At 73.9% G+C, this 23,657-nt stretch carries 22 protein-coding genes and 1 pseudogene; 10 read left to right on the forward strand and 13 right to left on the reverse strand.

Features of this window, described 5'->3' with window-relative positions:
• Positions 1–59 precede the first annotated feature (59 nt).
• Together ACQ9ZG_RS00110 and ACQ9ZG_RS00115 are read left to right on the forward strand one after the other, a co-directional pair.
• Positions 60–632, forward strand: coding sequence for a TetR/AcrR family transcriptional regulator (locus tag ACQ9ZG_RS00110; protein WP_109917303.1), 573 nt, complete (start codon positions 60–62; stop codon positions 630–632).
• A gap of 130 nt (positions 633–762) precedes the next feature.
• Positions 763–1,947 carry an SGNH/GDSL hydrolase family protein gene (locus tag ACQ9ZG_RS00115; RefSeq protein ID WP_109917304.1) on the forward strand — a complete coding sequence of 395 codons (1,185 nt, stop codon included), beginning with the start codon at positions 763–765 and terminating at the stop codon, positions 1,945–1,947.
• 81 nt (positions 1,948–2,028) lie between these two features.
• Here ACQ9ZG_RS00115 and ACQ9ZG_RS00120 read toward each other — a convergent pair whose 3' ends face one another.
• The 3 genes from ACQ9ZG_RS00120 to ACQ9ZG_RS00130 form a co-directional block, all read right to left on the reverse strand.
• On the reverse strand, positions 2,029–2,646 hold the full coding sequence (locus tag ACQ9ZG_RS00120) for a DUF998 domain-containing protein (protein WP_386697285.1): 618 nt from the start codon (positions 2,644–2,646) through the stop codon (positions 2,029–2,031).
• Positions 2,647–2,775: 129 nt separating this feature from the next.
• Entirely contained in the window at positions 2,776–2,973 is a 198-nt protein-coding gene (locus tag ACQ9ZG_RS00125) for a ferredoxin (RefSeq protein WP_053562550.1), read from the reverse strand.
• A gap of 5 nt (positions 2,974–2,978) precedes the next feature.
• Positions 2,979–4,250: a cytochrome P450 gene (locus ACQ9ZG_RS00130; RefSeq protein WP_499279582.1), complete on the reverse strand. Its 1,272-nt coding sequence runs from the start codon at positions 4,248–4,250 to the stop codon at positions 2,979–2,981.
• A gap of 427 nt (positions 4,251–4,677) precedes the next feature.
• Here ACQ9ZG_RS00130 and ACQ9ZG_RS00135 point away from each other — a divergent pair, with 427 nt between their 5' ends.
• Together ACQ9ZG_RS00135 and thpR are read left to right on the forward strand one after the other, a co-directional pair.
• Positions 4,678–5,214 carry a hypothetical protein gene (locus tag ACQ9ZG_RS00135; protein WP_109914097.1) on the forward strand — a complete coding sequence of 179 codons (537 nt, stop codon included), beginning with the start codon at positions 4,678–4,680 and terminating at the stop codon, positions 5,212–5,214.
• A gap of 87 nt (positions 5,215–5,301) precedes the next feature.
• Positions 5,302–5,922: an RNA 2',3'-cyclic phosphodiesterase gene (thpR, locus tag ACQ9ZG_RS00140; RefSeq protein ID WP_109914098.1), complete on the forward strand. Its 621-nt coding sequence runs from the start codon at positions 5,302–5,304 to the stop codon at positions 5,920–5,922.
• A gap of 226 nt (positions 5,923–6,148) precedes the next feature.
• Here the strand turns inward: thpR and ACQ9ZG_RS00145 are convergent.
• The 3 genes and pseudogenes from ACQ9ZG_RS00145 to ACQ9ZG_RS00155 all read right to left on the reverse strand — a co-directional run bounded on the left by ACQ9ZG_RS00145 (position 6,149) and on the right by ACQ9ZG_RS00155 (position 8,185).
• Positions 6,149–6,998, reverse strand: a pseudogene (locus tag ACQ9ZG_RS00145) (class I SAM-dependent methyltransferase).
• The gene (locus tag ACQ9ZG_RS00150; protein WP_109917404.1) at positions 6,995–7,621 is read right to left on the reverse strand and encodes a hypothetical protein; all 627 of its coding nucleotides are present in this window, start codon (positions 7,619–7,621) and stop codon (positions 6,995–6,997) included. The pseudogene ACQ9ZG_RS00145 and the gene ACQ9ZG_RS00150 overlap by 4 nt, the downstream one beginning before the upstream one ends.
• Before the next feature lie 45 nt (positions 7,622–7,666).
• On the reverse strand, positions 7,667–8,185 hold the full coding sequence (locus ACQ9ZG_RS00155) for a MarR family winged helix-turn-helix transcriptional regulator (RefSeq protein WP_109917405.1): 519 nt from the start codon (positions 8,183–8,185) through the stop codon (positions 7,667–7,669).
• A gap of 116 nt (positions 8,186–8,301) precedes the next feature.
• On the opposite strand from ACQ9ZG_RS00155, the gene ACQ9ZG_RS00160 reads away from it, so the two are divergent.
• The gene (locus ACQ9ZG_RS00160; protein WP_084996863.1) at positions 8,302–8,712 is read left to right on the forward strand and encodes an organic hydroperoxide resistance protein; all 411 of its coding nucleotides are present in this window, start codon (positions 8,302–8,304) and stop codon (positions 8,710–8,712) included.
• Here ACQ9ZG_RS00160 and ACQ9ZG_RS00165 read toward each other — a convergent pair.
• Positions 8,702–10,237, reverse strand: coding sequence for an alpha/beta fold hydrolase (locus ACQ9ZG_RS00165; RefSeq protein ID WP_499279585.1), 1,536 nt, complete (start codon positions 10,235–10,237; stop codon positions 8,702–8,704). The two genes, ACQ9ZG_RS00160 and ACQ9ZG_RS00165, sit on opposite strands and share 11 nt — an antisense overlap.
• Positions 10,238–10,333: 96 nt before the next feature.
• Here ACQ9ZG_RS00165 and ACQ9ZG_RS00170 point away from each other — a divergent pair, with 96 nt between their 5' ends.
• Complete coding sequence (locus tag ACQ9ZG_RS00170) at positions 10,334–11,314, forward strand: MerR family transcriptional regulator (RefSeq protein WP_499281557.1); 981 nt, start codon at positions 10,334–10,336, stop codon at positions 11,312–11,314.
• Between the two features lie 136 nt (positions 11,315–11,450).
• On the opposite strand, the gene ACQ9ZG_RS00175 is transcribed toward ACQ9ZG_RS00170, so the two are convergent.
• Positions 11,451–11,939, reverse strand: coding sequence for a DUF4430 domain-containing protein (locus ACQ9ZG_RS00175; protein ID WP_028416995.1), 489 nt, complete (start codon positions 11,937–11,939; stop codon positions 11,451–11,453).
• 363 nt (positions 11,940–12,302) lie between these two features.
• On the reverse strand, positions 12,303–12,860 hold the full coding sequence (locus tag ACQ9ZG_RS00180; protein ID WP_109915597.1) for a TetR/AcrR family transcriptional regulator: 558 nt from the start codon (positions 12,858–12,860) through the stop codon (positions 12,303–12,305).
• A 258-nt stretch (positions 12,861–13,118) separates the two neighbouring features.
• On the opposite strand from ACQ9ZG_RS00180, the gene ACQ9ZG_RS00185 reads away from it, so the two are divergent.
• Positions 13,119–15,017, forward strand: coding sequence for an RICIN domain-containing protein (locus ACQ9ZG_RS00185; protein WP_109915598.1), 1,899 nt, complete (start codon positions 13,119–13,121; stop codon positions 15,015–15,017).
• 72 nt (positions 15,018–15,089) lie between these two features.
• Here ACQ9ZG_RS00185 and ACQ9ZG_RS00190 read toward each other — a convergent pair whose 3' ends face one another.
• Complete coding sequence (locus tag ACQ9ZG_RS00190) at positions 15,090–15,746, reverse strand: TetR/AcrR family transcriptional regulator (protein ID WP_375138312.1); 657 nt, start codon at positions 15,744–15,746, stop codon at positions 15,090–15,092.
• Positions 15,747–15,807: 61 nt separating this feature from the next.
• Between ACQ9ZG_RS00190 and ACQ9ZG_RS00195 the strand changes: the two genes are divergently transcribed.
• Positions 15,808–17,445, forward strand: a complete 1,638-nt coding sequence (locus tag ACQ9ZG_RS00195) for an FAD-binding oxidoreductase (RefSeq protein WP_109915600.1) — start codon at positions 15,808–15,810, stop codon at positions 17,443–17,445.
• Here the strand turns inward: ACQ9ZG_RS00195 and ACQ9ZG_RS00200 are convergent.
• Positions 17,408–19,747 (reverse strand): FUSC family protein, encoded by a 2,340-nt coding sequence (locus ACQ9ZG_RS00200; protein ID WP_499279587.1) that lies wholly within the window; start codon positions 19,745–19,747, stop codon positions 17,408–17,410. The genes ACQ9ZG_RS00195 and ACQ9ZG_RS00200 overlap by 38 nt on opposite strands.
• 31 nt (positions 19,748–19,778) lie before the next feature.
• Complete coding sequence (locus ACQ9ZG_RS00205) at positions 19,779–20,897, reverse strand: NADH:flavin oxidoreductase/NADH oxidase (protein ID WP_499279590.1); 1,119 nt, start codon at positions 20,895–20,897, stop codon at positions 19,779–19,781.
• A gap of 155 nt (positions 20,898–21,052) precedes the next feature.
• Here ACQ9ZG_RS00205 and ACQ9ZG_RS00210 point away from each other — a divergent pair, with 155 nt between their 5' ends.
• Positions 21,053–21,406, forward strand: a complete 354-nt coding sequence (locus ACQ9ZG_RS00210) for an ArsR/SmtB family transcription factor (protein WP_109917120.1) — start codon at positions 21,053–21,055, stop codon at positions 21,404–21,406.
• Positions 21,407–21,505: 99 nt separating this feature from the next.
• Here the strand turns inward: ACQ9ZG_RS00210 and ACQ9ZG_RS00215 are convergent, their stop codons facing one another.
• On the reverse strand, positions 21,506–22,546 hold the full coding sequence (locus ACQ9ZG_RS00215) for an NAD(P)-dependent alcohol dehydrogenase (protein ID WP_018491071.1): 1,041 nt from the start codon (positions 22,544–22,546) through the stop codon (positions 21,506–21,508).
• A 157-nt stretch (positions 22,547–22,703) separates the two neighbouring features.
• Here ACQ9ZG_RS00215 and ACQ9ZG_RS00220 point away from each other — a divergent pair, with 157 nt between their 5' ends.
• Entirely contained in the window at positions 22,704–23,651 is a 948-nt protein-coding gene (locus ACQ9ZG_RS00220) for a helix-turn-helix domain-containing protein (RefSeq protein WP_499279593.1), read from the forward strand.
• Positions 23,652–23,657: the final 6 nt, after the last annotated feature.

Raw genomic sequence — 23,657 nt, forward strand, 5'->3', positions numbered from 1 at the left:
GTTAGGCAAACGTATATTTCCTTAGGCAATCATGAGGAAGTATTCGGATGGGTGGTGGCATGGCGAAGGCAGGACCGGCCGCGGAACGCGTGGTGAGGGCGGGGGCCGAGCTGGCGGACGAGATCGGGTTCGAAGGGGTGACCCCCTCCGCACTCGCCCGGCAGCTGGGCGTCAGGACCGCGAGCCTGTACTCGCACGTCAGGAACGCCCACGACCTCAAGACGAAGATCGCCCTGCTCGCCCTGGAGGAGCTGGCGGACCGGGCCTCCGCCGCCCTCGCGGGCCGGGCCGGCAAGGACGCCCTCAGCGCCTTCGCCGACGCCTACCGCGACTACGCCTTCCAGCACCCGGGGCGCTTCGCGGCAGCCCAGTTCCGGCTCGACGCCGACGCGGCCGCCGCCGGCGCCGGCGTACGGCACTCCCGGATGATGCGGGCCATCCTGCGCGGCTACGACCTGACGGAGCAGCAGCAGACGCATGCCGTACGGCTGCTGGGCAGCGTCTTCAGCGGTTACGTCGGCCTGGAGGCGGCCGGCGGCTTCAGCCACAGCGCCCCCGCCTCCCAGGAGAGCTGGACCGAGATCCTCGGCGCACTCGACGCCCTGCTGCGCAACTGGCCCTCCGCCACCTGACCTTCCGCCCTCGGCCTCTCCGGAGCCCGGACCTCCCCAAAGCCCCGGCTCCTCCCAGGCCCTGGCCTCGGATTCCCGGTGTCAGGTCCTGCCCTCCGGCCGGACGAACCCTCGCGAGGAGAACGCGACGATGAACACCCCGCACGAGTGGATCACCACCCCCATCGGCCCCGACATCCTGCGCGGCGCCCTCGACCTGGAGCGCACCGACCGCGGCGTGCTGCCCCACCGGCTGCCCGCCCACGCCCGGGCCCAGATCCCCGACGGGCAGCTGGCCATGGCCGAGGCGCAGCCCGCCGGGGTCCGGCTGGCCTTCCGCAGCCGGGCCACCACCGTCGAGCTGGACGTGATCGCCACCAAACGCGTCTACCCCGGGGCGCCGCGCCGCCCGGACGGTGTGTACGAACTCCTCGTCGACGGCCGACACGTCGGCCGGGCCAGTGCGCCCGACGGCGACACCCTCACCATCGACCTGTCCTCGGGCGCCTCGCACGCCCGCCCGGGGCCCGTGGAAACCCTCCGCTTCGGCGGCCTGCCCGACACCGAGAAGGGCATCGAGATCTGGCTGCCGCACGACGAGACCACCCAACTGGTCGCCCTGCGCACCGACGCCCCCGTCGACGCCCCGCGGTCCGGCGGCCGGCCCGTCTGGCTGCACCACGGCAGTTCCATCAGCCACGGCTCCAACGCCGCCACCCCCACCGGCACCTGGCCCGCCCTGGCCGCCGCCCACGGCGGAGCGGAACTGATCAACCTGGGGTTCAGCGGCAGCGCCCTGCTCGATCCCTTCACCGCGCGCGCCCTCCGGGACACCCCCGCCGATCTCATCAGCATCAAGATCGGCATCAACCTGGTGAACACCGACCTCATGCGGCTGCGCGCCTTCGGCCCGGCCGTCCACGGCTTCCTCGACACCGTCCGCGAGGGCCACCCCACCACGCCCCTGCTGGTCATCTCACCGATCCACTGCCCCATCCACGAGCACACCCCCGGCCCCAGCGCCTACGACCTCGGCGCGATGAGCGAGGGACGGCTGCGGTTCACCGCCACCGGGGATCCGGCCGAGACAGCCGCCGGGAAGCTGACCCTCACCGTCATCCGGGACGAACTCGCCAGGCTCGTCGCCGGACGCACCGCCACCGACCCCCATCTCCACCATCTGGACGGCCTCGACCTCTACGGCGAGAACGATCACGCCGACCTGCCGCTCCCCGACGACCTCCACCCCGACCTGGCCACCCACCGCCTCATCGCCGAACGCTTCGCCCGGCTCGCCTTCGGCCACGACGGCCCCTTCGCCGGCACGAGCCACTGACCCCAGAGGCCGGGACCCCGGGCCAGGACCTTCAGGCACGGCCCCCACGGGCGGGCCGGAGCCCGGCCGGCCACTCCCCCGTCAGCCGCGGTCCCACGCCTCACCGCCCCTCCGCGAACCGGCGCTCCGCCGACAGGAGACCACCACCAGGAACGGCCACAACGCCTGGACGAACGTCACCACCCGCTCGGCCACGCCCGGCGCCCCCGCGCTCTGCAACTCCGCCAGGAACCACAGCGCCGTCGCCCCCATCAGCGCACTCGCCCCCAGCGCCACGTCCAGCCGCAGCCCCCACGGCACCGGCCCCCTCCCCCGGACCGCCGCCAGCGGAGGCCACACCGCCAGCAGCACGAGGCCGAGCGCGGCCACGGCCCCGTGCTCCAGCGCCCCGCCGCTGCTCGGCGCCGGCACCACCGTCAACGCCAGGGCGCACAGTCCGCCGCCGGCCAGAGCCAGCCGCCCGGCCGGGGCCGCCTCCCGCAGTGCGTGTGCCGTGACCACGTAACAGGTGCCCAGCACCAGCAGCATGCCCGTCATCAGCCAGTAGCTGGTGGCGCCGTAGGCCGCCAGCACGCTCAGGGTCTCCTTCGCGGGGTCGTACTCCGGGCCCTGCCGCTGCTGCGCGATCGCCCAGGAACCGACCAGCAGGACCGGGGCGCACCCGGAGGAGAGCAGAGCCCACCAAGGAGCAGATCGCATCAGAGCAGCATAAATCGATCACCTCTTCTTTTCGTCGATCCCTTCGCGGGGGTCCGCGCGAGCCGGTACGGCGACCGGGGCGTCCGTGCCGACGGCTCGCGCGGGCTCCGCCGCCTCACCCCGTACCGGTCAGTCGGCGGACAGGGCCACCGCCCCCACCGGGCAGGCCCGTACGGCCTCCCCCACCAAGGGGTGGCCTCCGGCAGTCTCCGCGCGGCCCGGGAGCACCTCGCTCAGGCCGTCGTCGTCCTGCGTGAACACGTCCGGTGCGGTCAGCGCGCACATGCCCGCCCCCACGCAGCGTTCCCGGTCGACCTGGACGCCCATGCCGCTCACCAGGCCACGGGCAGTTCGAGCATGCCCTGGATCGTGTCCCCCGGTTTGTGGGGGATCTCCTGCGCGGGGACGGCGAGCCTGAGGCCCGGCAGCCGCTCGAAGAGCGAGCGCATCGCGATGTCGAGTTCCGCGCGCGCCAGGTTCTGCCCCAGGCACTGGTGCACGCCGAAGCCGAAGGCCAGATGGTGACGGGCGGGCCGTTCCCAGTCGAGCGTCTCGGGCCGGGGGAACACGTCGTCGTCGCGGTTGATGAGCGAGGTCGAGAAGAGGACGCCCTCGCCCTTGCGGATCGTCACCCCGGCGTCCGGCACCTCGATGTCCCCGGTCGCCAGGCGCTGCAGGCCGTCGGCGATGGAGAGGAACCGCAACAGCTCCTCGACCGCCCCGGCCGTCGTCGTCCCGCCGGCCCGCAGCGCCGCGAGCTGCTCGGGGTGGCGCAGCAGGGTGAAGGTGCCGAGCGAGATCATGTTCGCCGTCGTCTCGTGCCCCGCGATGAGCAGGATCACGGCGAACGAGACCAGCTCCTCGCGGTCGACCGGTCCGCCGGGGTGGTCGCGGTGGATCAGTTCGTCGAGGAGGCCGTCCCCGGGGTCCGTATGTTTGCGGTCGATCAGCGCGCCGAGGTACTCCTCGAGTTCGTCGAGGGCCCGGTCGACGTCGTCCGCGCCGGGGCCGCGCAGGAGCCGCCGCGAGCGCTCCTCGAAGAACTCGTGGTCGGCGTACGGCACTCCGAGCAGGGCACAGATCACCATCGACGGCACCGGCAGGGCGAACGCGCTCACCAGCTCGGCCGGTGGCCCCTGGCGTTCCATCGCGTCGAGCAGGCGGTCGACGGTCTCCTGGATGCGGGGGCGCAGGGCGTTGATCCGCTTCACGGAGAAGGCCGGGATGAGCATTCTGCGCTGCGTGTTGTGCTCGGGGTCGTCGACGCCGAGCAGGGCCACGCGGCGCCGGTTCGCGTTGGCGAAGCGCGGGGCCGGGGCGGGGAAGTCCGGGTGGGTGCGGTCGGTGGAGAGCCGTGGATCGGCCAGCAGCCGACGCGCCAGGGCGTGCCCGGTGACCGCCCAGACCGGGCGCCCGTCGAAGAGGGCCACCCTGCTGAGCGGGCGGTCCTCACGCAGCGGCGCGTACCCGGCGGGCGGGTGGTAGGGGCACCCCCGGTCCTGCGGGAAGGGTGTCGCGGGGGCCGGGCCGACGGCCGCCGCGGTGGCGGGTGCGGTGGGGCCGGGGGCCCGGCGGGCGGTCGGGTCTGCAGTGGATTCCGTCATGGGGTGGGGTCGCCTCGCAGTGCTCGGTCGTGTGCGCGGAGCCGATCGTTCCGCGCCTCGACACCATTGGATGCCTTAGGCACCTATGTGGTCGACAGGTAGACCGGCCAGCTCAGCAGGGCCGCCGGACTGGCCGGTGTCTTTCGCACACGTTCGAACCGTGTCGCATCCGCTCAGCTCCGGGCGTACCGATACTCCGCCGTCGGACCGCAGACCGGGGCGTCCACGGCCTGAACCGTGCGCGGGCACGGGGCCGGAATCATGCCGTTTCGGCTGCTGCCACGTGCGCCCGTGGTCCGGAGTGGCATCGGCCCGGCGAGGGGGCGCGCCGTGGGGCCGGCCGTTGCGCGCGGGGTGCGTGCGCGGTCCGCAGCAACTCCCCGCCCGCCTCGGCGCTCCCCCCGGGGCCCGTGCTTGGATACCGCCCATGGACGACCTCACCCGTATGTGGATCAGCACCATCCCGGCCCTCGACCCGGAGAGCCGGGAGGTGATCCTCGGCCTCGACCAGGCGTCGGCCGATCCGGCCGAGCGCATGGTCTGCCTGCTGCTGAACCGGGGGCACGAGGGGGAGGACGGGGTCTTCTACCTGCTGCCCGACGATCTGGCCGCGCGGTACGAGCGCAGCGGCGACCGGCTCGCCGTCACCGTCACGGCGCACTGGGACGTCCTCGCCCACGATCTCGCCGCGTACGGCGAGGAGTTGCGCGACGCACTGGACGGCCTTCCCCGCGTCGCCTCCGACGGCGGCGAGCACGTCGTGCTTCTGCGCCGGGAGATCAGCACCGACTTCGTGCCCGCCGAGCAGGACGGTGAGCCGCAGCCCGTCCTGCTCCTCGACCACGTCGGCGGACCGGTCGGTCCGGCCGATCCGGCCCGCCTGTTCGAGAGCGGCGATGCGAGCATCGCGGTCGTCAACGCCACCTGGAGCCCCGAGGGGGCCGCACGGCACACGCCTTCCTGAGCCCGTTCCTCCCCCGGCCACGGCGCGTCCTGGTCGTCCGTTCCGCCGCGTTGCGGCGGAAGCGTGGCCGGCACGTACCGTACGCAGGTGAACGAACTGCCCGACGCCATGACCGGACCCACCGTGGACGAGCGTGACCAGGCCGCCACGATCCGGGTGTTCCTGGCGCTCGCCCCGCCCGACGATGCCAAGGACGAGCTGGAGCGGGCCCTGCGTCCCGCTTATGCGGCCCACCCCCGCCTGCGGTGGAACCGGATCGAGGACTGGCACATCACCCTGGCGTTCCTCGGTGAACTCCCCCTGCCCTCCGTCCCGCCCCTGATGTCCCCGCTCTCCGGACTGGCGGCCGGGCGCCGGCCCCTGCGGCTGGCGCTGGGCGGCGGTGGGCACTTCGACGAGCGGGTGCTGTGGAGCGGGATCGACGGGGACCTCGAAGGGCTGCACCGGCTCGCCACCGACGTACGTGAGCTGGTCCGGGCCTGCGGTGTCCCCTTCCCCGAGCGGCCGCTGCGCCCTCATCTGACGCTGGCCCGCTCCCGCCGGGGCGACCAGGGCGCGGCGGTGGAGATCGCCGCGGGACTCGCCGCGTTCTCGGGCCGGACCTGGGCGGCCGAGCGGCTGCATCTGGTGGGCAGCAACATCGGCCGGGGTCCGGGGCCGATCCGCTATCGGGACATCGAGGCCTGGCGCTTCGGCCACACGGCCTGACGATCGGTGCCCGGCCGGCGCTCCCCGGCTCCCCCTGTCTCTCGGCCGCGCATGCCGCCATCGACAGCGCGCAGTGAACTCAAGGACGCCGACGGGCGGTTGCCGGAGTTCACGCCCGGCACGTCGACCGGGGTACGGGCCTCGACCGCGCTGCCGGAACGGAACATCAGCCGCCGCCACCTGCCCGGCACCAGGGCGACCCCCGCCGTCCGGGGCGGTGAAGGCGTCAGCGCCGGTGCGACACCGCCAGCTCGATGAGGTACCGCTTGGTGACCGTGCCGCCGTAACCCCCCCTCGATCAGCGCTTCGACGCATCCGAGCAGCCCGTTCCTGGCAGCGTCCGGAAGGGCCCGGTGGCCGGAGAAGGTCCGCAGCAGGTCCAGATAGCCGGAGGTGGTGAAGGTGAGGTCCTGCTCGTAGCGGCGCAGGACCGTGGGGCCGAACCGGCCGCTGTCCGCGACCTCCCGCGCATGGTCCGATCCGTCGATGTCGGCCGCCGCCGGGGGTCTCAGCCCGGGTGGGGTCCGTGGGTCGAAGCGCTCGTAGCAGCGCTGGACCTCGACGAAGAACTCCTCGGTGCCGCCCCGCACATGCTGGCCGCGCACCACGGCGAGCGCCCCGCCCGGACGCAGTGCGTCGGCGGCCCTGGTCAGCCGTACCGCCGGGTCGATCCAGTGGAAGGCCGTCGCCGAGACCAGCACGTCGTACGGTTCGCCCGGCAGCGGCCAGTCCTCGAAGCGGGCCGTCACCACCTCCGCCTCCGCCGGGCCGAAGCCGGCCCCGGCCAGGTTGCGGCGGGCGAGCGCGGCCATGCGGGGGCCCGCGTCGACGGCGGTGACACGGCAGCCCCGTGCGGCCAGGGGCACGGTCGCCTGGCCGGTCCCGCAGCCCACCTCCAGGACGCGGCTGCCGGGCCCGGCACCGGCCAGCCGCCCGAGATCCTCGTACAGCCGCAGCGGATATCCGGGCCTGGCCCGGTCGTACAGCTCCGCGTCCTCGTCGAAGGTGCGGGCCAGGCGCTCCCGCCGCGGCTCCTCGGGCCGGTCGTCGCGCCGGGGCGGCGGCCCGCCGGTCATACGGTGTCCGGCCGGGCGGGACGGGCGTGGGTCAGGAGGAATTCGGTCGCTCGCGCGATGGCCTCGGCCGAGGTGCCGTAGGCGGCCTCGGACTCCTCCTCCTGCCGGTCCGCCGCAGTGGCCGTGTACCACCAGGCATCCGCGCCCGGGTCGTGGTGGATGACGGCGGCGCCGCCCGCGTAGTCGAGCGGGATGGACTCGTCGGCCGGCCTCTTCACCACCGCGTGGGGCCACTTGAGGCGGGCGGACTGGCGTTTGATGCCGCCCCAGGCGGCGCCCAGCTGGGTGTAGCTCGCCCCGCCCCGCCCGGCAGCGGTGGCCGCGCTCTCGGCCAGCCGGTCGACCGAGAGCCTGGCCTCGTACAGCGAACGCAGCAGCGCCAGCTGCAGGTCGGGGGCGGCCATGAGCGCCGGGTCGAAGGGCTGCCCGGCGGTGCGGTAGGCGTGGGCACGTGTCGATATCCGCTCGGCCAGGGCGCGGGCCGCGTCGAGCACCTTCCCGTCCATCTCGAACGTCTCGTCGTCGCCGGGCTCACTCCAGGCGGGCTCCACCTGCGCCATGACCACGGACCAGAAGTTCTCGTCGTGGCGGGCCGGGGTGGGGATGACCATCGCTTCGTCCATGCGACAAGCTTAGCTGTCATTCATGAGCAATGACAAGCAAAACTGTCACTCATTCGAGGGTTCGGCCGGGACGTCGGCCGCCTCACCCAAGGCGGCCGTGAGCCGGCCGAGCGTCTCCTGCAGCGCGAGCACCTCCTCCACCGACAGACCGGTCGCCGCGAGCACACCCCGGGGGATGGACAGCGCGCTCTCGCGCAGCCGTACGCCGTCGCCCGTCAGCTCGACGACCACGGAACGCTCGTCCTCGCGGCTGCGCTCGCGCCGGACCAGTCCCGCCGCCTCCAGCCGCTTCAGCAGGGGCGACAGGGTCCCGGAATCCAGGTGGAGCCGCTCGCCGATCGCCTTGACGGGCCGGGGGCCGTCCTCCCACAGGACCAGCATGACCAGGTACTGGGGGTAGGTGAGGCCGAGCCCCTTGAGCGCCTGCCGGTAGAAGCCGCCGAACGCGCGCGACGCGGCGTGCAGCGAGAAGCAGACCTGGTGGTCCAGTCGCAGCAGCTCCGCGTCGGGCACGGCGGCGAGGTCGGGCGCGGGGGCGGGAGGGGGAGCAGATGCCGGCTTCATGGGTCCAGCGTACCGCCGACCACGCCATTGAGTTGTGCACAACTTAATCGTGTGCAACTATTTCTTCCGTGACCGCGGACGATCCGTTCGCGGTACCGACGAAGGAGGGTCACCCCATGGACGCGCTGTACACCGCCGCCGCCACCGCCAACGGCCGCGAGGGCCGGGCCGTCAGCTCCGACGGTCAGCTCGATCTGCCGCTCGCCCTGCCCCCGGCCCTGGGCGGCAACGGCAAGGGCACCAACCCCGAGCAGCTCTTCGCGGCCGGGTACGCGGCCTGTTTCGCCAGTGCGATGGCGTCGGTCGCCCGGGAGATGAAGGTCGACACCAAGGACGTCTCCGTGACCTCGGAGGTCTCCATCGGCAAGGACGGCGACGGCTTCGGCCTCTCGGTCGTGATGCGCGTGGAGCTGCCGGACTCCCTCACCGGTGAGGTCGGGCAGCGGCTGGTCGAGGCCACCCACGCCTACTGCCCCTACTCCAAGGCCACCCGGGGGAACATCGACGTCGAGCTGGTCATCGAGTAGTCGGACCGCCGCGCTCCAGGCGCTCCAGTACCGCCGTGACCGCGCGGTGCACGGCCTCGCGGGACCCGGCCGTCCGGTCGAGGGTCTCGAAGCCGTGGCGGCCCGCCGGTACGTCGACCACCTCGACGTCGGCCCCGCCGCGTGCGGCCGCGGCCAGGAACTCCTCGACGGTCGCGGCGATCTCGGGCATCTCGCGCCCCGCCCGGACCAGCACGATCGGGAGCCTCCCCGCCCGGGCCACCGCCCGTACCGGCCGGAACCGTCCGTCGGTCACTCCCCAGCTCGGCAGCGGGGCGAGAACCGGGTAGTTGAGGGCCAGGCAGCGCAGCCAGGGCGGGGGCGCCGCCAGCCAGTCGGCGGTGAGCGGGCCGCCGCCGGAGAAGAACCACAGGGCGACCCGGTCGCCGTCCACCCGGGGGTCGGCCCGCACCCGTTCCACCGCGTCGGCCACGTCCTCGGCGGCCCGCCCGTAGTCGGTCACGGCGTGCAGGCGGTGGTCGAGCACGGCGCTCGCGGCCCCGCGCCCGGCGACGTACCGCGCGTACCCCGTCAGGGTCGGCCAGTCCCGGGGCGTCGGCCGGGCGTCCACGGGTACGGGGCCGCCGTGGACGAACACCACGGCCGGATGCGGTCCCGGCCCTTCGGGCAGGTACAGGTCGGTGTTCCCGGTCCGTTCGCGGGGCCGTCCGGGGACGTCGAGGAGGAACGGCCGCAGGTGCGGGGGCGGGCCGTCGGTGCCGGGGGCCGTGAGCCGGTGGCCTCCGCCCGCGGCCGCCTCGGCCAGGACCCCGGCCAGCTCGGCGGGGCGGGAGAGCATCGGCCAGTGGCCCGTGGGGAGCTCGAAGAAGGTCACCCGGGGCTCGGCCAGGGCCTGGAGCGCGGGTTCGCCCATGTCCACCATCAGCTGGACCAGTTCGATGCCCGGCCCGTTGCCCGTGCACAGCACCCCGGTCACCGGCACCTCCGCCACCGCGCCGGTCAGCCGCAGCGGCTGGAGCAGGGTGCCCAGCGGCTGCGGGGCGGCGAGGGCGGTCAGCCCGTCCAGCGCCGCTTCGGAGAGCCCTGCCGTACTCCCCCACCGGGACCAGCCGTCCCGCGTGGGCGGCGGCAGTTCACCGCCGGTCCGCGCTCCCCCGCCCTCGGCGAGTTCCTCGCGCAGGCGCTGATCGGGGACGGCCGCCAGGGCGGGGACACCGTCCCTCGGCATCCCCGAGTCCAGGTGGACGATCCGGGCGACCTCCGCCGCCCGCCGGTCGGCCGCACCCAGCACCGGGTGGATGCCGTAGTCATGGCCGACCAGCACGATGTCACCGCCGCCCTGGGCCACCACCTGGTCGATCACCGCGAGGACGTCCGCGACATGGGTCTCCAGGTCGACCGCCTCCGCCGGACCGCTCGCGCGCTTGCCGAGTCCGGTGAGCGCCACCGTACGGACCTCCGCGCCTCCCGCCGCCAGGTGTGCGGCCGTGTCCCGCCATACATACGGTCCGGTGAACGCCCCTGCCACCAGGATGAATACGGTCATGGTTCCTCCTCGTCAGGCACTTCCGTGCGCGCACCGGCCCGGCTGTTCCGGCGGCGCTCGCCGGTACCGTAGGAACTCCTCATGGGGGAGGTTCAAGTGTTCTCGTCGCACGACGGTCTCTGCGCGATCGGTGAGCTGGCCGGGTACGCGGGGGTCAGCGTCAAGACCGTCCGCTTCTACTCGGACGGCGGGCTGCTGCCGGAGGCGTCCCGCAGCGTGGGCGGGCACCGCAGATACGGGCCGGAGGCCGTGGAGCGGCTGGCCCTCATCCGGTCGCTGCGGGGGCTCGGCCTGCCGGTGGCGCAAGTGCGCCGGATCCTCGACGAGCAGGACGCCGGAGGTACGGGGGACGTACTGGAGAGTGCCGTCGCCGGGCGGCTGCGGACGCTCGGCCCGGAGCTGAGGGCGCTGCGTTGGCGTGAGGCGGCGCTCCGGCTCGTACGGGACTGTCCGCCGGCCGAACGCCCCGCCCGGCTGCGGCTGGTCGGGGCGGTGGCCGAGGCGCCGAGCACCGCCCCGCTGGTCCGGTTCTGGCGTGCCTGGCTGCCCGCGCGGATGCCCGCCCGGTCCGTCGCGGCGTTCCTGGAGGTGGCGGTACCGCAGCCGCCGGAGGACCCCAGGCCCGCGCAGGTGCTCGCCTTCGCCCGGCTGAACGCCTTCGTGTCCCGGCCGTGCGACGGCGGGGGCGGCCCCTGTCAGCCCGGCGCGCACGAGGCGGCGGGGGCGCGCGAGTCGGCCGTGCTGTACGCGGGGCTCGCCACGGCGTACGACCTGGCGGGCGAGGAGCTGCGGCGGGGTGGGACGCCGCGTCCCGGTGCGGCGCTGGACGGCTTCGTGGACGCGTACGCGAGCACGTACGGCATCCGCGACACTCCGGCATTCCGCCGCCGGCTGGCCGGGCAGCTCGCGGCCGACCCTCGGATCGACCGGTACTGGGAGCTGACCGCCGAGGTGACCGGAGCCCCGGACGGGTCGGTGGAGCCGACGCCCGGGTCGGCCCACGACTGGCTCCTGGAGGCGCTCGGCGCGCAGGTGCCGGCCGGGTCCGGGGAACCGGCCGTGCCGGGGGCGCGCTGAGGCCGGTGCGATGCCCGGCCGGGGCGCTCCGCGCCGCGGGAGGATCGCGGCGCGGAGCCGCCCCAGGTGTCGGGGCGGGTGCCCCCGGCTGCTAGGGCCTGTCGTCAAACTGCCGCCTGCCGTGCGACGACAGGCCCTAGAACGCGGTCCAGGTGAAGGCGACCTTGTCCCCGGCGTTGAGCTTGAACTGGCAGCCGCCGACCGGGATCGAGGTGCCGTTGACGGCGATGTTCCAGTAGGCGGCACCACCGCCGCTGACGTTCTTTATGGTGTCGACCGAGTAGTCGTCGAACGAGGCGTACCAGGTGCCGTCCCAGGTGAAGTGTCTCTTCCTGGCGGCGTCGTCCAGGGCCGCGGTGGGCGTGGGAACGGCGCTCGGGTTCGCGCCGCCGTTGGTGCCGTCGCAGCGGTGCGTGCCGCCGGTGGCGGTGGTGACGTCATGCCCCTTGGTCTTGATCCTCCCCTTGAAGAGGAGCCCGTCCGGCCCCTTCACGGTGACCGTCACCTTCACGGGGGTGTTCGTGGCGGCGGTGGTCCGCGGCTGGGCCACGGCGGGGGCGGAGGCGAGGGCGAGGCCGAGGGCTGCGGTGACGACGAGGGTGCGGCGGGCGGATGTCAGATGCACGGGTGTGCCTTCCGGTACGGGGCGGCCTGCCGTGCCGCACCGGGGACGGCCGTCCACGGCGCGTCCCGTCCGTGCGTCGCACGGCGTACGCGCAGCGGGGCGCCGCCGCGGGGCTTCGCACTGCAGACCATGACAGGGGAAGCGGTACGCGTCACGCGCCGGGCTGTCCGACTCGCGGCCCGAACGGCCGCACACGGTTGCAGGTCAGCGCCGGATTCCCACCGGCTTCCCCCAGTCGCGCACGCATTCAGTTGTCGCTCCGGATCACCGAAGCCCTCGCATGCTACGGCCAGTTGAGCGTGCGTGGCCGGGGAACGCCCCAATACGCGGGTGGGCGGCGGCCCTTCCCCGTCCCCCTGCCGGTCAGTGGGGGGAGGCGGGGCCGAAGCGGCCGGGGGCCAGGGTGGCGAGGAGGGAGGTGACCACCAGGTCCGTGGAGGCGGCCATGTCCACGGAGTCGGGTGACAGCAGCCACTGGACCTGGAGGCCGTCCATGACCGCGATGACGGCGTTGGCCGCGTCCCGGGTGGCGCCCGCCCGGTCGGCGGGGAGGTCGCACGCCTCGTGCAGGGCGTCGGCCACGAAGGCCCGCAGGCCGTCGTAGCGGTCGCGGAAGTACTCCTGGGCGGGATGGTCGTCGGTGACGGACTCCGCCGAGAGGACCGCGTACAGGCGGACGATCCCTTCGCGTTCGGCGTTGCGGAGCGCGGTGTTCACCAGGTGGCGGAGGAACTCCAGCCCCTGCGGGCGGTCGGGGCCGAGCTGTTCGATGTCGGCCCGGTCGCGGAGTTCGAGAACGCTGGTCAGGAGCAGCGCCTTGGACCGGAAGTAGTGCAGCACGCCCGCCTGGGTGAGGCCGACGCGGTCCGCGATCTCCGCCAGCGAGGCGTTGTTGTAGCCGCGGGCGGCGAAGGTGTCCATGGCGATGGCCAGGATGTCCTGCTGCCGCTGCTGGGCTTCGGGGCTGCGCGGCGTACGGGGCCGCGCGGGACGGCGTGCCGGTCTGCCCACTGACTGGTTGTTCACCGGATCAGCTTAAGCCCGCGCCGGACGGCTCTTCGGGAGCCGCACGCCTACTACTTACTAACCACTTAGTGGGTGTGGTTTCATGCCGTTGCCCCTCCGCTTCACGTCGTTGCCCCCTCATGCGTACGCGTACCGACCGAAGGAGAGCCGCACATGTCCCACCCCCGTCCCCCACGTCCGAGAGCACGCGCGGCCGTCGCCGCGCTCGTCCTGGCCGTCACCGGGCTCGGCCTCAACGCCGGCGTCACCACCGCCCGGGCCGCCGACCCCGTCGCGCAGGTCTGGGTCACCACCCCCGACGGCGGCAAGAAGCTCGCCGCCGAAGGGAACGTCCCGTTCAACGGCACCCCGCAGGGCGTCGACATCCGTATCGACGCGGGCAGCAAGGGCCAGAGGTTCACCGGGGCGGGCGCCTCGGTGACCGGCGCCTCCGCCCAGCTCATCCAGGGCCTCCCCCAGGCACAGCGCACCACGCTGCTGCGGTCGCTCTTCTCCTCGGAGGGGGACGGCATCGGGCTCAACTATCTGCGGCAGCCGCTGGGCAGCACCGACTTCGACGCGAACTCCGACCCGTACACCTACGAGGACACCCGGGGTTCCTTCTCCATCGACCGGGACCGGGCGCAGATCATCCCGGTCCTGAAGCAGGCCACCGCGATCAACCCGGGCATCCGGTTCATGGGCTCCCCGTGGTCTCCCCCGGCCTGGATGAAGACGAACAACTCCCTCAACGGGGGCAGCCTTCGGACCGAGCACCACCAGGCGTACGCCGACTACCTGGTGAAGGCGATCAGGGCGTACGGGCAGGAGGGCATCACCCTCACCGACCTCACCGCGCAGAACGAGCCGGAGTTCGCGACCAGTTACCCGTCGATGAGCATGACCTCGGCGCAGCAGGCGGACTTCTTCCGGGTGCTGGACCGTACGCTCACCGCCGCGAACCTGCCGACCGGCCTCCTGGCGTACGACCACAACTGGGACCACCCGAACTATCCGCTGGACGTCTTCGCCCGGACGGGAGGCATCCAGCGCGTCATCGGCGCGGCCTTCCACTGCTACGGCGGAGTCCCGTCGGCGCAGCAGCAGATCGTCAACGCGGGGAAGCGGGTCTTCTTCACCGAGTGCTCCGGCACCGACAGCGCGAACCCCGCCACGACCTTCGGTGACACGCTCAGGTGGCACACGGAGAACCTCGTCGTCCAGAACATGCGCAACGGCGGCGAGACGGTCATCAACTGGAACCTGGCCCTGGACCGGAACGGCGGCCCCCACCAGGGGCACTGCGGCACCCGCTGCAACGGCGTCGTCGAGATCGCCGGCGGCCAGGTGACCCGGAACGCCGAGTTCTACGTCCTGGGGCACGTCACCAAGTTCATCAGGCCCGGCGCGACCCGGATCGGCTCCACCAGCCAGGGCGCCGGGGGTGTGCAGAACGTGGCGTTCCAGAACCCGGACGGGACCCGTGCGGCCGTCGTCGTCAACACGGCTTCCGGTGCCCAGCGGTTCTCCCTGACGGACAACGGGAGGTCCCTGGCGTACACCCTGCCCGCCGGGGCCGTCGCCACCTTCACCTGGCCCGGGGACGGCGGTACGGGCGAGCCCCCGGCCGGCTCCATCGACCCGGCCGCCTGGTACCGGGTGCAGAACACCAACAGCGGGGCCTGCCTGGACGCCGCCGACTGGGGTACGGGGGACGGCACCGCGCTCCAGCAGTGGGCGTGCGGGACCGGGGCCAACCAGGGCTGGCAGTTCCGGCCGACGAGCGGTGGCCACTACCAGGTGGTGAACCGTCACAACGGCAAGGTCTGGGACGTGGACGGCGGCGCCGGGGCGACCGCCGACGGCACCAGGGTCCACCTGTGGTCCTACGTCGGCTCCACCAACCAGCAGTGGCGGCCGGAGGCCCTGGCCGCGAACGGCCGGTACCGCTTCGTCGCACGGCACAGCGGCAAGTGCCTCACCGTGGACGGCTCCTCCACCGCCGACGGGGCACGGCTCTCCCAGCAGCCGTGCAACGGGGCCGCCGCCCAGTCGTTCGCGCTGACCGGCTGACCGCGTCTCCCTCAGGGCCCCGCCGCGTTCCGGCGGGGCCCGCTCCATGCCCTCACACCCTTCGCGGACCGCTCAGCCGCGGATCGCCGTCAGCAGCCGGGCGCAGCGCGCGGCCATGTCCGCCGCCGACTCGTCCGGGTGTGCGGTCCACCAGCCGACCAGCGCGCCGACCGTTCCGGTCCACACGTGCTTCAGCGCGTCGGCGTCCAGCGGGTCGTCGTTGCCGTGGCCGCGCAGGAGGCCGGCGGTGCCGGAGGCGGCGAGTTCGTCGATGGCCCGGCGGTGCCGGTGCGCGGCGGTGTGCAGGTCGGTCCCGGGCCTCAGCGTCCGGTCGTACAGCACGAACCAGGCGCCCCGCTGCCCCTCCAGGACGCCGAAGACGGCGCTCAGCACGCGGTGCGGGGTCTCCGCCGCGGGCCCTTGCGGTGCCATCGCCGCCTCGATCGCGGTGACGAGCCGGGGCGCGACGCGTTCCAGGCAGGCGAGGTAGAGCCCGTCCTTGGAGCCGAAATAGGTGTACAGCATCGGCTTGGTGACCCCGACGCGGCGGGCGATCTCGGCCATCGACGCCGATGCGTGGCCGTGGCGGCCGAACTCCTCGACGGCGGCGGCGAGGATCTGTTCCTCGCGGCGGGCGCGGGGCATGCCCTTGGTCCCGGCGCCACCGCCGGGCGGGCGGGAGCCGTCTGCGGGACGGGCGGAAGGCGACGCACCTCTTGCCGTGTTCATGAGCCGCACTATACGTTGCCGTAAATTACCGATAGGTAAATTACTGGAAGGTCATACGCTCATGGCGGACCGCACCTCTCCTGCTCCCCGGCCCGAGAGCGCCCCCACCCGTTCCTGGTGGGGGTGGGGCACCTGTGATCAGGCCCTGTCCGACGCGGAGTGCGCCTCGCTCGCCGCTCTGGTCCCGGGGGCGGCGGAAGCGGCGCTGCCCGTGCCGGAGGTCGCCTCACTGGAGCTGCCCCCGGTCCGGGTGAACGCCCCGGCCGCCCTCGCCCGGCTGGTGTCCTCCGCCCCGGCCGACCGGGCGGCCCACACCTACGGCAAGGCCTTCCGCGACGTGGTGCGCGCGCTGTACGGCGAGATGGCGGCCGCCCCGGATCTGGTCGCCCGCCCCCGGGACGAGCGGGACGTGGTGGACCTGCTCGACTGGGCCGCCGGTGCGGGGGTCGCCGTGGTGCCGTACGGGGCGGGCAGTTCGGTGGTCGGCGGGGTCGAGTACCGGGCGGGCGAGCATCGCGGGGTCCTGTCGCTGGACCTGTCCCGGCTGGACCGGGTCCTGGAGGTCGACCGGGTCAGCCGTGCCGCGCTCATCCAGGCGGGGGCGCCGGGGCCCGGCCTGGAGTCACAGCTGCGGCCGCACGGGCTGACGCTGCGCCACTTCCCGCAGAGCTTCGCGTTCTCGACCCTCGGCGGCTGGCTGGCCACCCGCGCCGGCGGTCATTACGCCACCCTCCACACGCACATCGACGACCTCGTCGAATCCCTGCGCGTGGTCACGCCCTCGGGGGTGAGCCAGTCGCTGCGGGTGCCGGGTTCGGGGGCCGGGCCCTCCCCCGACCGGCTGTTCCTCGGCTCGGAGGGCACCCTCGGCGTCATCACGGAGGCGTGGATGCGGCTCCAGGACCGCCCCTCCCACAAGGCCTCGGCCTCGGTGGTCTTCGAGCGGTTCCCCGATGCGGTGGAGGCCGTCCGGGCCATCGCGCAGTCGGGTCTGCACCCGGCCAACTGCCGTCTGCTGGACCCGGGAGAGGCGGCCCTGTCCGGCATCGCCGCAGGGGGTGGGAGCGTGCTGGTGCTGGGGGTGGAGTCGGCGCACGGCCCGGTGGACGGCCGGATCGCCGAACTCGTGGCCCTGGCCCGGGACCACGGCGGCTCCCCGGCGGCGCAGACCCCGGCCTCGGCCGCGAGCGACCCGTCCTCGGGTGACTCGGCCGCCGCCACCTGGCGTTCGGCGTTCCTGCGGATGCCGTACATCCGTGACGGGCTGGCCCGGATGGGCGTGATCAGCGAGACGTTCGAGACGGCCTGCACCTGGGACCGGTTCCCGGAGCTGTACGAGGCGGTGCACCGGGAGGTGGGGGCGGCCGTGAAGAAGGTGACGGGTGCGTCCGGGCTGATCAACTGCCGCTTCACCCACGTCTATCCGGACGGTCCCGCTCCCTACTTCACAGTGGTCGCCCCCGGGCGGCGCGGGGCGGAGGTCGCGATGTGGGACGAGATCAAGGCCGCCGCCATGGAGATCCTGGGCGCGCAGGGGGCGACCGTCACCCACCACCACGCGGTGGGCCGCGACCACCGCCCGGGGTACGACCGGCAGCGCCCGGAGCCGTTCGCGCTCGCGCTGCGCGCCGCCAAGCAGGCCCTCGACCCGGCCGGGATCCTCAACCCGGGGGTGCTGTTCGACGCCCCGGCGGCGTGACGGGCGGCGGCGGCTGGGCAGGAGGCACCAGCGAGGCGTCGATCCGGGTGAGCTGCTGGTCCAGGCTCACCAGCCACACCTCCAGGTCCACCGACAGGGGCGTCGGCGGGCGGTCGTCCGCCGGGGTCCGCCGCCGTACGGGCTCCGGGGCGGCGCCGGTGAGCAGCGCGGCGATCCGGTCCACCTCGGCGACCGCCTCCCGGGCCGTGGTGCGGGCCCAGGCGGCGGAGGCGTCCGTCGCGTCGGCCGGTGGGCGGAGGCCGAACCGGGGCAGGTAGTGGGCGCCGAGGAGCATGTGGTTCGCCGCGATGAGCATCGCGTGCCAGTCGGCGCGGGTGTCCTCGGCGGGTGTCTCGGTGCGGTACTGGGCGTACGCGGCCTCGGCGAGGCGCAGCTTGTGCACTGCGGGCAGGGTCTGCGGCGCGGCCTGCGAACCGTCTTCGCCGGGGAGGACGGGTGGCGGGGGGTGCGGCGGGGGGTGCGAGCCCTCCGGCCGGGCTCCGGGAGCCGCCCGCGCACCACCCCGCGGCCCCTCCGGCGTGCGGTGGGAACCGCTCCGGGCGTCCTCCGACGGGGACCGCGAGCCCCCCGGCCGGGTCCGGGGCGCGGCCTGCCCGCCCCGCACCGCCGCCCCCGGCATGCCCCCCGGCACCGCCCCCGCCCCCTTCAGCAGCGCCTCCGTCGTGCCCGGCACCAGGTCGGCGCAGGTGCGGAGCAGGTCCGCCATGGCGCGGTGGACCTCGCTCCGTGCCCCGGCCGGCCAGGCGAGGAGGCCGCAGAGCAGGCCGATCACGCTGCCGGTGACGACGTCGATCATCCGGGCCTCGGAGAGCCGCCAGGTGACCGGTTCGATCTGGGCGAATGCGGTGGCGACGACCAGCGTGAACAGTGCCTGTGCGCAGGCCACGCCCAGCAGCGGGCCCAGGGAGAACGCGATCAGCATGACCGGGGCGAGCAGGGCCGCGTAGACCTCGGTGTGCGGGCCCAGGCCGACCAGGAGCGCTCCCGCGACGAGCGCGCCGGCCGCGTTCCCGGCCACCGCCCGGCGGACCGCCTGCCAGGTCGCGCCGGCCGTGGTGCGGCCCAGGGTCAGGACGGCGAGCAGCACCCAGAAGCCGTGGGAGAGGTCGAGGGAACCGGCCACCGCGCGGGCCGCCGCGAGGCCTACTGCGGTCCGTACGGCGTTCTGGAACAGCACCGAGCGGAACGTGGCGTTGCCGATGACGCGCCGGGCCCAGAGTCTCGGCGTGGAGAGGTCCGCGTACCAGAAGAGGCGACGCGGGAGGGCCGGTTCGGTGGGTCTGCCGTGGACGCCGATGTCGGTGGTGATCTCCACCATCCGGGCCGACTCGGCCAGTGCCAGCACCCGTGAATGGCGCCGCTCCGCCTCGGCCGGAGGCCGCTCGCCGGGAGCCGCCGAGGCCTGGCGCACCCGCTCGGCCTGGAACTCCCGCATCGCCGCCTCCAGGGCGCCGGGCACCGGCGGGTCCTCCCCCGTGCGCAGGAAGCGGGCGCCGGTGGTGCACAGCCGGGAGACCCGGTCCAGGAGGGCGGCGGACGCGGGGTCGGTGCCGGTCGGTGAGGTCTCGGCGAGGGTGGCCAGCTGGTCGAGGAGGCGGCGGACCGCGCGGCCGCTCTGTTCGAGGGCGCGGTGCCTGCGCCCTGCCCCGGCCGGGCGTTCCGCCGGTGGTACGGCCGACAGCCGCAGCAGGGCTCCGGCCGCGCGGAGCCGTTCCGGCGGTACGCCGCCGGGGGCGGTGCCGCGGGCCGCCTCGTCGAGGGCGCGGGCGACGCGTTCCCGGTAGGGGGCGGCGGGTGGGTCGGGCAGCAGGAGTTCGAGGGCGGTGAGGAGCAGGATGCCGATGGTCAGGCCGGACAGCCGCTGGGCGAGCGTGTCGGGGGCGTACGGCGGGAAGCAGGCGAGGATGTAGAAGAGCTGGAGGCCGGGCCCGACGCCTGCGGGGCGGGGGCCTCCGACGGCGGCGAACGCCAGCAGGAAGCCGACGACGAGCATGCCGCCCACGGCCGCCCAGGTGTCCACCGCGAGCAGGGTGCCCAGGGTCGCCAGGGCGAGGGCCGGAGGGAGCGCGCACACCATGACGGAGGCGCGCTGGCGGCCGGAGCCGGGGACGGGCGAGAGCAGCCCGACGGCGATGGGCGCGAAGAGGGCGTACAGCGCCATGACCGGGAGTCCGGCGCCGTGGAGCAGCGGGTAGAACCCGGCGCCCGCCGCGACGGCGACCCGGACGGCCCGGCGGACGATGGTCGCCCTCTCCTGCCCGGTGGGGATCACATCCGCCATTGTCGGCCCGCGCGGGGCCGCCCGCCCGGTGTCAGGACTTGGCGCTGAGGCGGCGGGCCACCGCGTAGCCGTACGGGTCGGGCCAGCGGGGCTCCGCGCCGAGGGCGGCGGCGGCGTGGTGGGCCCAGTGCGGGTCGCGCAGCAGCTGGCGGCCGAGCATGACGGCGTCGGCCTGCCCGGTGGCGACGATCTCCTCGGCCTGGGCGGGCTCCAGGATCAGGCCCACGGCGGAGGTGGGGGTTCCGGTGGCCTGCCGGACCTGTTCGGCGAAGGGCACCTGGTAGCCGGGGCGGGCGGTGATCCGGGCGTCGGGGACCAGGCCGCCGGAGGAGACGTCCAGGAGGTCGACGCCGTGGGCGGTCAGCTCCTTGGCGAGGCGGACGGTGTCGTCGCCGGTCCAGCCCTCGCGCGGGTCCTCGGGGTTCTCGGACAGCCAGTCGGTGGCGGAGGTGCGGAAGAGGACGGGGAGGTCGTCTGGCCAGACCCGGCGGACGGCGTCGACCACCTGGAGCGGGAAGCGCACCCGGTTCTCCCAGCTGCCGCCGTAGGTGTCGGTGCGGTGGTTGGCGGCCGGGGAGAGGAAGGAGTTGATGAGGTAGCCGTGGGCGCCGTGGATCTCGATGACGCGGAATCCGGCGGCGAGGGCGCGTTCGGCAGTCGCGGCGAAGTCCTCCACCAGCTGCTGGATCTCGTCCCCGGTCAGCTCGTGCGGGACGGGCAGGCCGTCGAAGGCGACGGGGCTGGGGGCGACGGCGCCCCAGCCGCCCTCGCTCCCGGGGACGGGGCCGTCGCCGATCCAGGGCCGTTCGGTGGAGGCCTTGCGCCCGGCGTGGGCGATCTGGATGCCGGGGACCGTCCCGTGGGAGGCGATCGCCGCGGCGATCCGGGCGAAGGCCTCCTGCTGGCGGTCGTTCCACAGGCCCAGGTCCCAGGGGGTGATCCGGCCGTCCGGGCGTACGCCGGTGGCCTCGGCCATCACGAGCCCGGCGCCCCCGGCGGCGCGGGCCGCCAGATGGGTGAGGTGGAAGTCGGTGGGCGCCCCGGCATCGGGCCCCTCGGCGGCCGCGGAGTACATGCACATCGGGGACATCCACACGCGGTTGGGAATCTCCAGGGACCGCAGGGTCAGGGGCGTGAACAGGGCACTCACGGGATGTCTCCTCGGGGTCGGGCGCAGGGCCGGGCGCCCGGCCGGCCGGGAGGGGCGGTGGCGCCGTACCCGTACGAAATCCTCGTAGTACGGTAGTTGTCAAACTACGATGATTGTCGTACTTTCAGTGGCCTGTCGGACCTCCAGGAGGCTCCATGCCCCCCACCGAACCCGCCGCCGCGTCCGGGCGCCCGCTCGCCCATCCGTCCGTGGCCGAGATCGGCCTGGAGGGGGTCCTGCGGGCGCTGGCCGATCCCGTCCGGCTGCGGATCGTCCGGGGGCTCGCGGACGGGCACCCGGACATGGCGTGCGTCGCGTTCGGCCTCCCGGTGAGCAAGTCGACCACCACCCACCACTTCAAGGTGCTGCGCGAGGCGGGCGTCATCCACCAGCGCTACGAGGGGACCTCCCGCCTGAGCCGGCTGCGCGAGGCCGACCTGGAGGAGCGTTTCCCCGGGCTGCTGGCGGCCGTGCTGTCGGCGGCGCGGCGGACCTCCCCCGGCTCGTGAGCACGCGGGGGTGCCCCGGGCCCTCTGAGGGCCCGGGGCACCCCCGCGTGCGTGTGCGGGAACCCTGGACGGCGCACCCGCGTACGGCTGCCGGACCGGTCAGATGGTCGCCGTGTCGATCACGAAGCGGTAGCGGACGTCGCTGGCGAGAACGCGCTCGTACGCCTCGTTGACCTGGTCCGCGCCGATCACCTCGATCTCGGCGCCGAGCCCGTGCACGGCGCAGAAGTCGAGCATCTCCTGCGTCTCCGCGATGCCGCCGATCGCCGAGCCCGCCAGCGACTTGTTGCCGCCGATGAGCGAGAAGAGGTTGAGCGAGACCGGCTCCTCGGGCGCGCCCACGTTGACGAGGGTGCCGTCCGTGCGCAGCAGGGCGAGGTAGGCGCCGAAGTCCAGCGGGGCGGAGACCGTGGAGAGGATGATGTCGAAGGTTCCGGCCAGCTCCTCGAAGGTCTTCGGATCGCTGGTCGCGTAGTAGTGGTCGGCGCCCAGCTTGAGCCCGTCGTCCTTCTTGCGCAGGGACTGGGAGAGGACCGTGACCTCGGCGCCGAGGGTGTGCGCGATCTTGACGGCCATGTGGCCGAGACCCCCGAGGCCGATGACGGCGACCTTCCTGCCGGGGCCGGCGCCCCAGCGGCGGAGCGGGGAGTAGGTGGTGATGCCCGCGCAGAGCAGCGGCGCGGCCTCGTCCAGGGCGATGCCCTCGGGGATGGAGACGACGAAGCTCTCGCGGACGACGATGTGCGTCGAGTAGCCCCCGTACGTCGGCTCGCCGCTGCGGTCGAGGGCGTTGTACGTCTGGGTGTTCCCCTCGGCGCAGTGCTGTTCGCGGCCCATGCGGCAGGCGTCGCACTGTCCGCAGGAGTCGACCATGCACCCGACGCCGACGCGGTCGCCGGCCGTGAAGCGGGTGACGCCGGGGCCGGTCTCGGTGACGATCCCGGCGATCTCGTGGCCGGGCACCATCGGGAAGATGCCCTCGCCCCAGCCGTCCCGGGCCTGGTGGATGTCGGAGTGGCAGATGCCCGCGAACCTGATCTCGATGAGGACGTCGAACTCGCCCACCGGGCGGCGCTCGATCGTGGTGCGCTCCAGCGGGGCCTTGGCACGGGGAGCGGCGTAGGCGGCAACGGTGGTCATGCCGGAGGTTCTCCTCTGGGTGATGCGGTAGGAACGAACGTCATCCAGCATCACGGGACCCGCAGCGTTTACCCAGGTCACCACCTTGCCTACGTCCGCCGGTCCTACTTCTGGCAGGGACAGGCTCCTGTGCGTACGACCAGGAATAATGGGAGCCATGGACGATCAGCCAGGCACCTCCGCCCCCGAGCCGCTCGACCGGCGCGCCGAACTCAGCGAGTTCCTGCGCACCCGGCGGGCCCGGCTCCGGCCGCAGGACGTGGGGCTGCCGGAGTTCGGACGGGCCCGCCGGGTGCCGGGGCTGCGGCGGGAGGAGCTGGCGCAGCTGGCCGGGGTCTCCGTGGCGTACTACACCCGGCTGGAACAGGGCAACGGGCGCAACGTCTCGGCCGAGGTGCTCGACGCGATCGCCCGGGCGCTGCGGCTCAGCGACGCCGAGCACGCGCATCTGACCCATCTGGCCAAGCCCGGGCAGCACAAGAAGAAGCGCCGTCCGGCCCGGGTGCAGCGGGTGCGGACCGGGCTGCTCCATCTCCTGGAGAGCCTGGAGGGCGTTCCCGCGTACGTCAGCGGGGCGCGCTCCGACATCCTGGCCTGGAACCCGATGGCGGCGGCGGTGTTCGGCGACTGGGGCGCGCTGCCGCCCGAGGAGCGCAACTGGGCGCGGCTCGTGTTCCTCTCCCCCGGCTACCGGGACCTGTTCGTGGAGTGGGACACCAAGGCCTCGGACATGGTCAGCTATCTGCGCCTGTACGCGGGGTGCCACCCGGACGATCCGCAGCTCTCCGCGCTGGTGGGTGAACTCTCCGTCAAGAACGACGAGTTCAGGCGGCTGTGGGCCACGCACAACGTCAAGGAGAAGGGCCACGGCGTCAAGCTCCTGCGCCATCCGCTCGTCGGGGACATGGCTCTCTCCTACGAGACCCTGCACCTGCCGGACGACCCGGAGCAGTATCTGGTCACCTACCACGCGGAGCCGGGCTCGGAGTCGGCCCAGGCGCTGCGCCTGCTGGCGAGCTGGGGCGCGGACGCGGGACGGACCGAGGCGGTCGGCGGGGCCGGCCGGGCCGGGTTCGGCGGCGGGGCGGGCCGGACTCCGGCCTGAACCTCC

The organism is Streptomyces araujoniae (assembly GCF_050871195.1).
GTDB classification, from domain to species: domain Bacteria; phylum Actinomycetota; class Actinomycetes; order Streptomycetales; family Streptomycetaceae; genus Streptomyces; species Streptomyces bacillaris.

Excerpts from the sequence above, each read along its gene's own strand:
- ACQ9ZG_RS00110 (WP_109917303.1), top strand. The coding sequence starts at position 60 with ATGGCGAAGGCAGGACCGGCCGCGGAACGCGTGGTGAGGGCGGGGGCC.
- ACQ9ZG_RS00115 (WP_109917304.1), top strand. The coding sequence starts at position 763 with ATGAACACCCCGCACGAGTGGATCACCACCCCCATCGGCCCCGACATC.
- ACQ9ZG_RS00120 (WP_386697285.1), bottom strand. The coding sequence starts at position 2,646 with ATGCGATCTGCTCCTTGGTGGGCTCTGCTCTCCTCCGGGTGCGCCCCG.
- ACQ9ZG_RS00125 (WP_053562550.1), bottom strand. The coding sequence starts at position 2,973 with ATGGGCGTCCAGGTCGACCGGGAACGCTGCGTGGGGGCGGGCATGTGC.
- ACQ9ZG_RS00130 (WP_499279582.1), bottom strand. The coding sequence starts at position 4,250 with ATGACGGAATCCACTGCAGACCCGACCGCCCGCCGGGCCCCCGGCCCC.
- ACQ9ZG_RS00135 (WP_109914097.1), top strand. The coding sequence starts at position 4,678 with ATGGACGACCTCACCCGTATGTGGATCAGCACCATCCCGGCCCTCGAC.
- ACQ9ZG_RS00150 (WP_109917404.1), bottom strand. The coding sequence starts at position 7,621 with ATGGACGAAGCGATGGTCATCCCCACCCCGGCCCGCCACGACGAGAAC.
- ACQ9ZG_RS00155 (WP_109917405.1), bottom strand. The coding sequence starts at position 8,185 with ATGAAGCCGGCATCTGCTCCCCCTCCCGCCCCCGCGCCCGACCTCGCC.
- ACQ9ZG_RS00160 (WP_084996863.1), top strand. The coding sequence starts at position 8,302 with ATGGACGCGCTGTACACCGCCGCCGCCACCGCCAACGGCCGCGAGGGC.
- ACQ9ZG_RS00165 (WP_499279585.1), bottom strand. The coding sequence starts at position 10,237 with ATGACCGTATTCATCCTGGTGGCAGGGGCGTTCACCGGACCGTATGTA.
- ACQ9ZG_RS00180 (WP_109915597.1), bottom strand. The coding sequence starts at position 12,860 with ATGGACACCTTCGCCGCCCGCGGCTACAACAACGCCTCGCTGGCGGAG.
- ACQ9ZG_RS00185 (WP_109915598.1), top strand. The coding sequence starts at position 13,119 with ATGTCCCACCCCCGTCCCCCACGTCCGAGAGCACGCGCGGCCGTCGCC.
- ACQ9ZG_RS00190 (WP_375138312.1), bottom strand. The coding sequence starts at position 15,746 with ATGAACACGGCAAGAGGTGCGTCGCCTTCCGCCCGTCCCGCAGACGGC.
- ACQ9ZG_RS00195 (WP_109915600.1), top strand. The coding sequence starts at position 15,808 with ATGGCGGACCGCACCTCTCCTGCTCCCCGGCCCGAGAGCGCCCCCACC.
- ACQ9ZG_RS00200 (WP_499279587.1), bottom strand. The coding sequence starts at position 19,747 with ATGGCGGATGTGATCCCCACCGGGCAGGAGAGGGCGACCATCGTCCGC.
- ACQ9ZG_RS00210 (WP_109917120.1), top strand. The coding sequence starts at position 21,053 with ATGCCCCCCACCGAACCCGCCGCCGCGTCCGGGCGCCCGCTCGCCCAT.
- ACQ9ZG_RS00215 (WP_018491071.1), bottom strand. The coding sequence starts at position 22,546 with ATGACCACCGTTGCCGCCTACGCCGCTCCCCGTGCCAAGGCCCCGCTG.
- ACQ9ZG_RS00220 (WP_499279593.1), top strand. The coding sequence starts at position 22,704 with ATGGACGATCAGCCAGGCACCTCCGCCCCCGAGCCGCTCGACCGGCGC.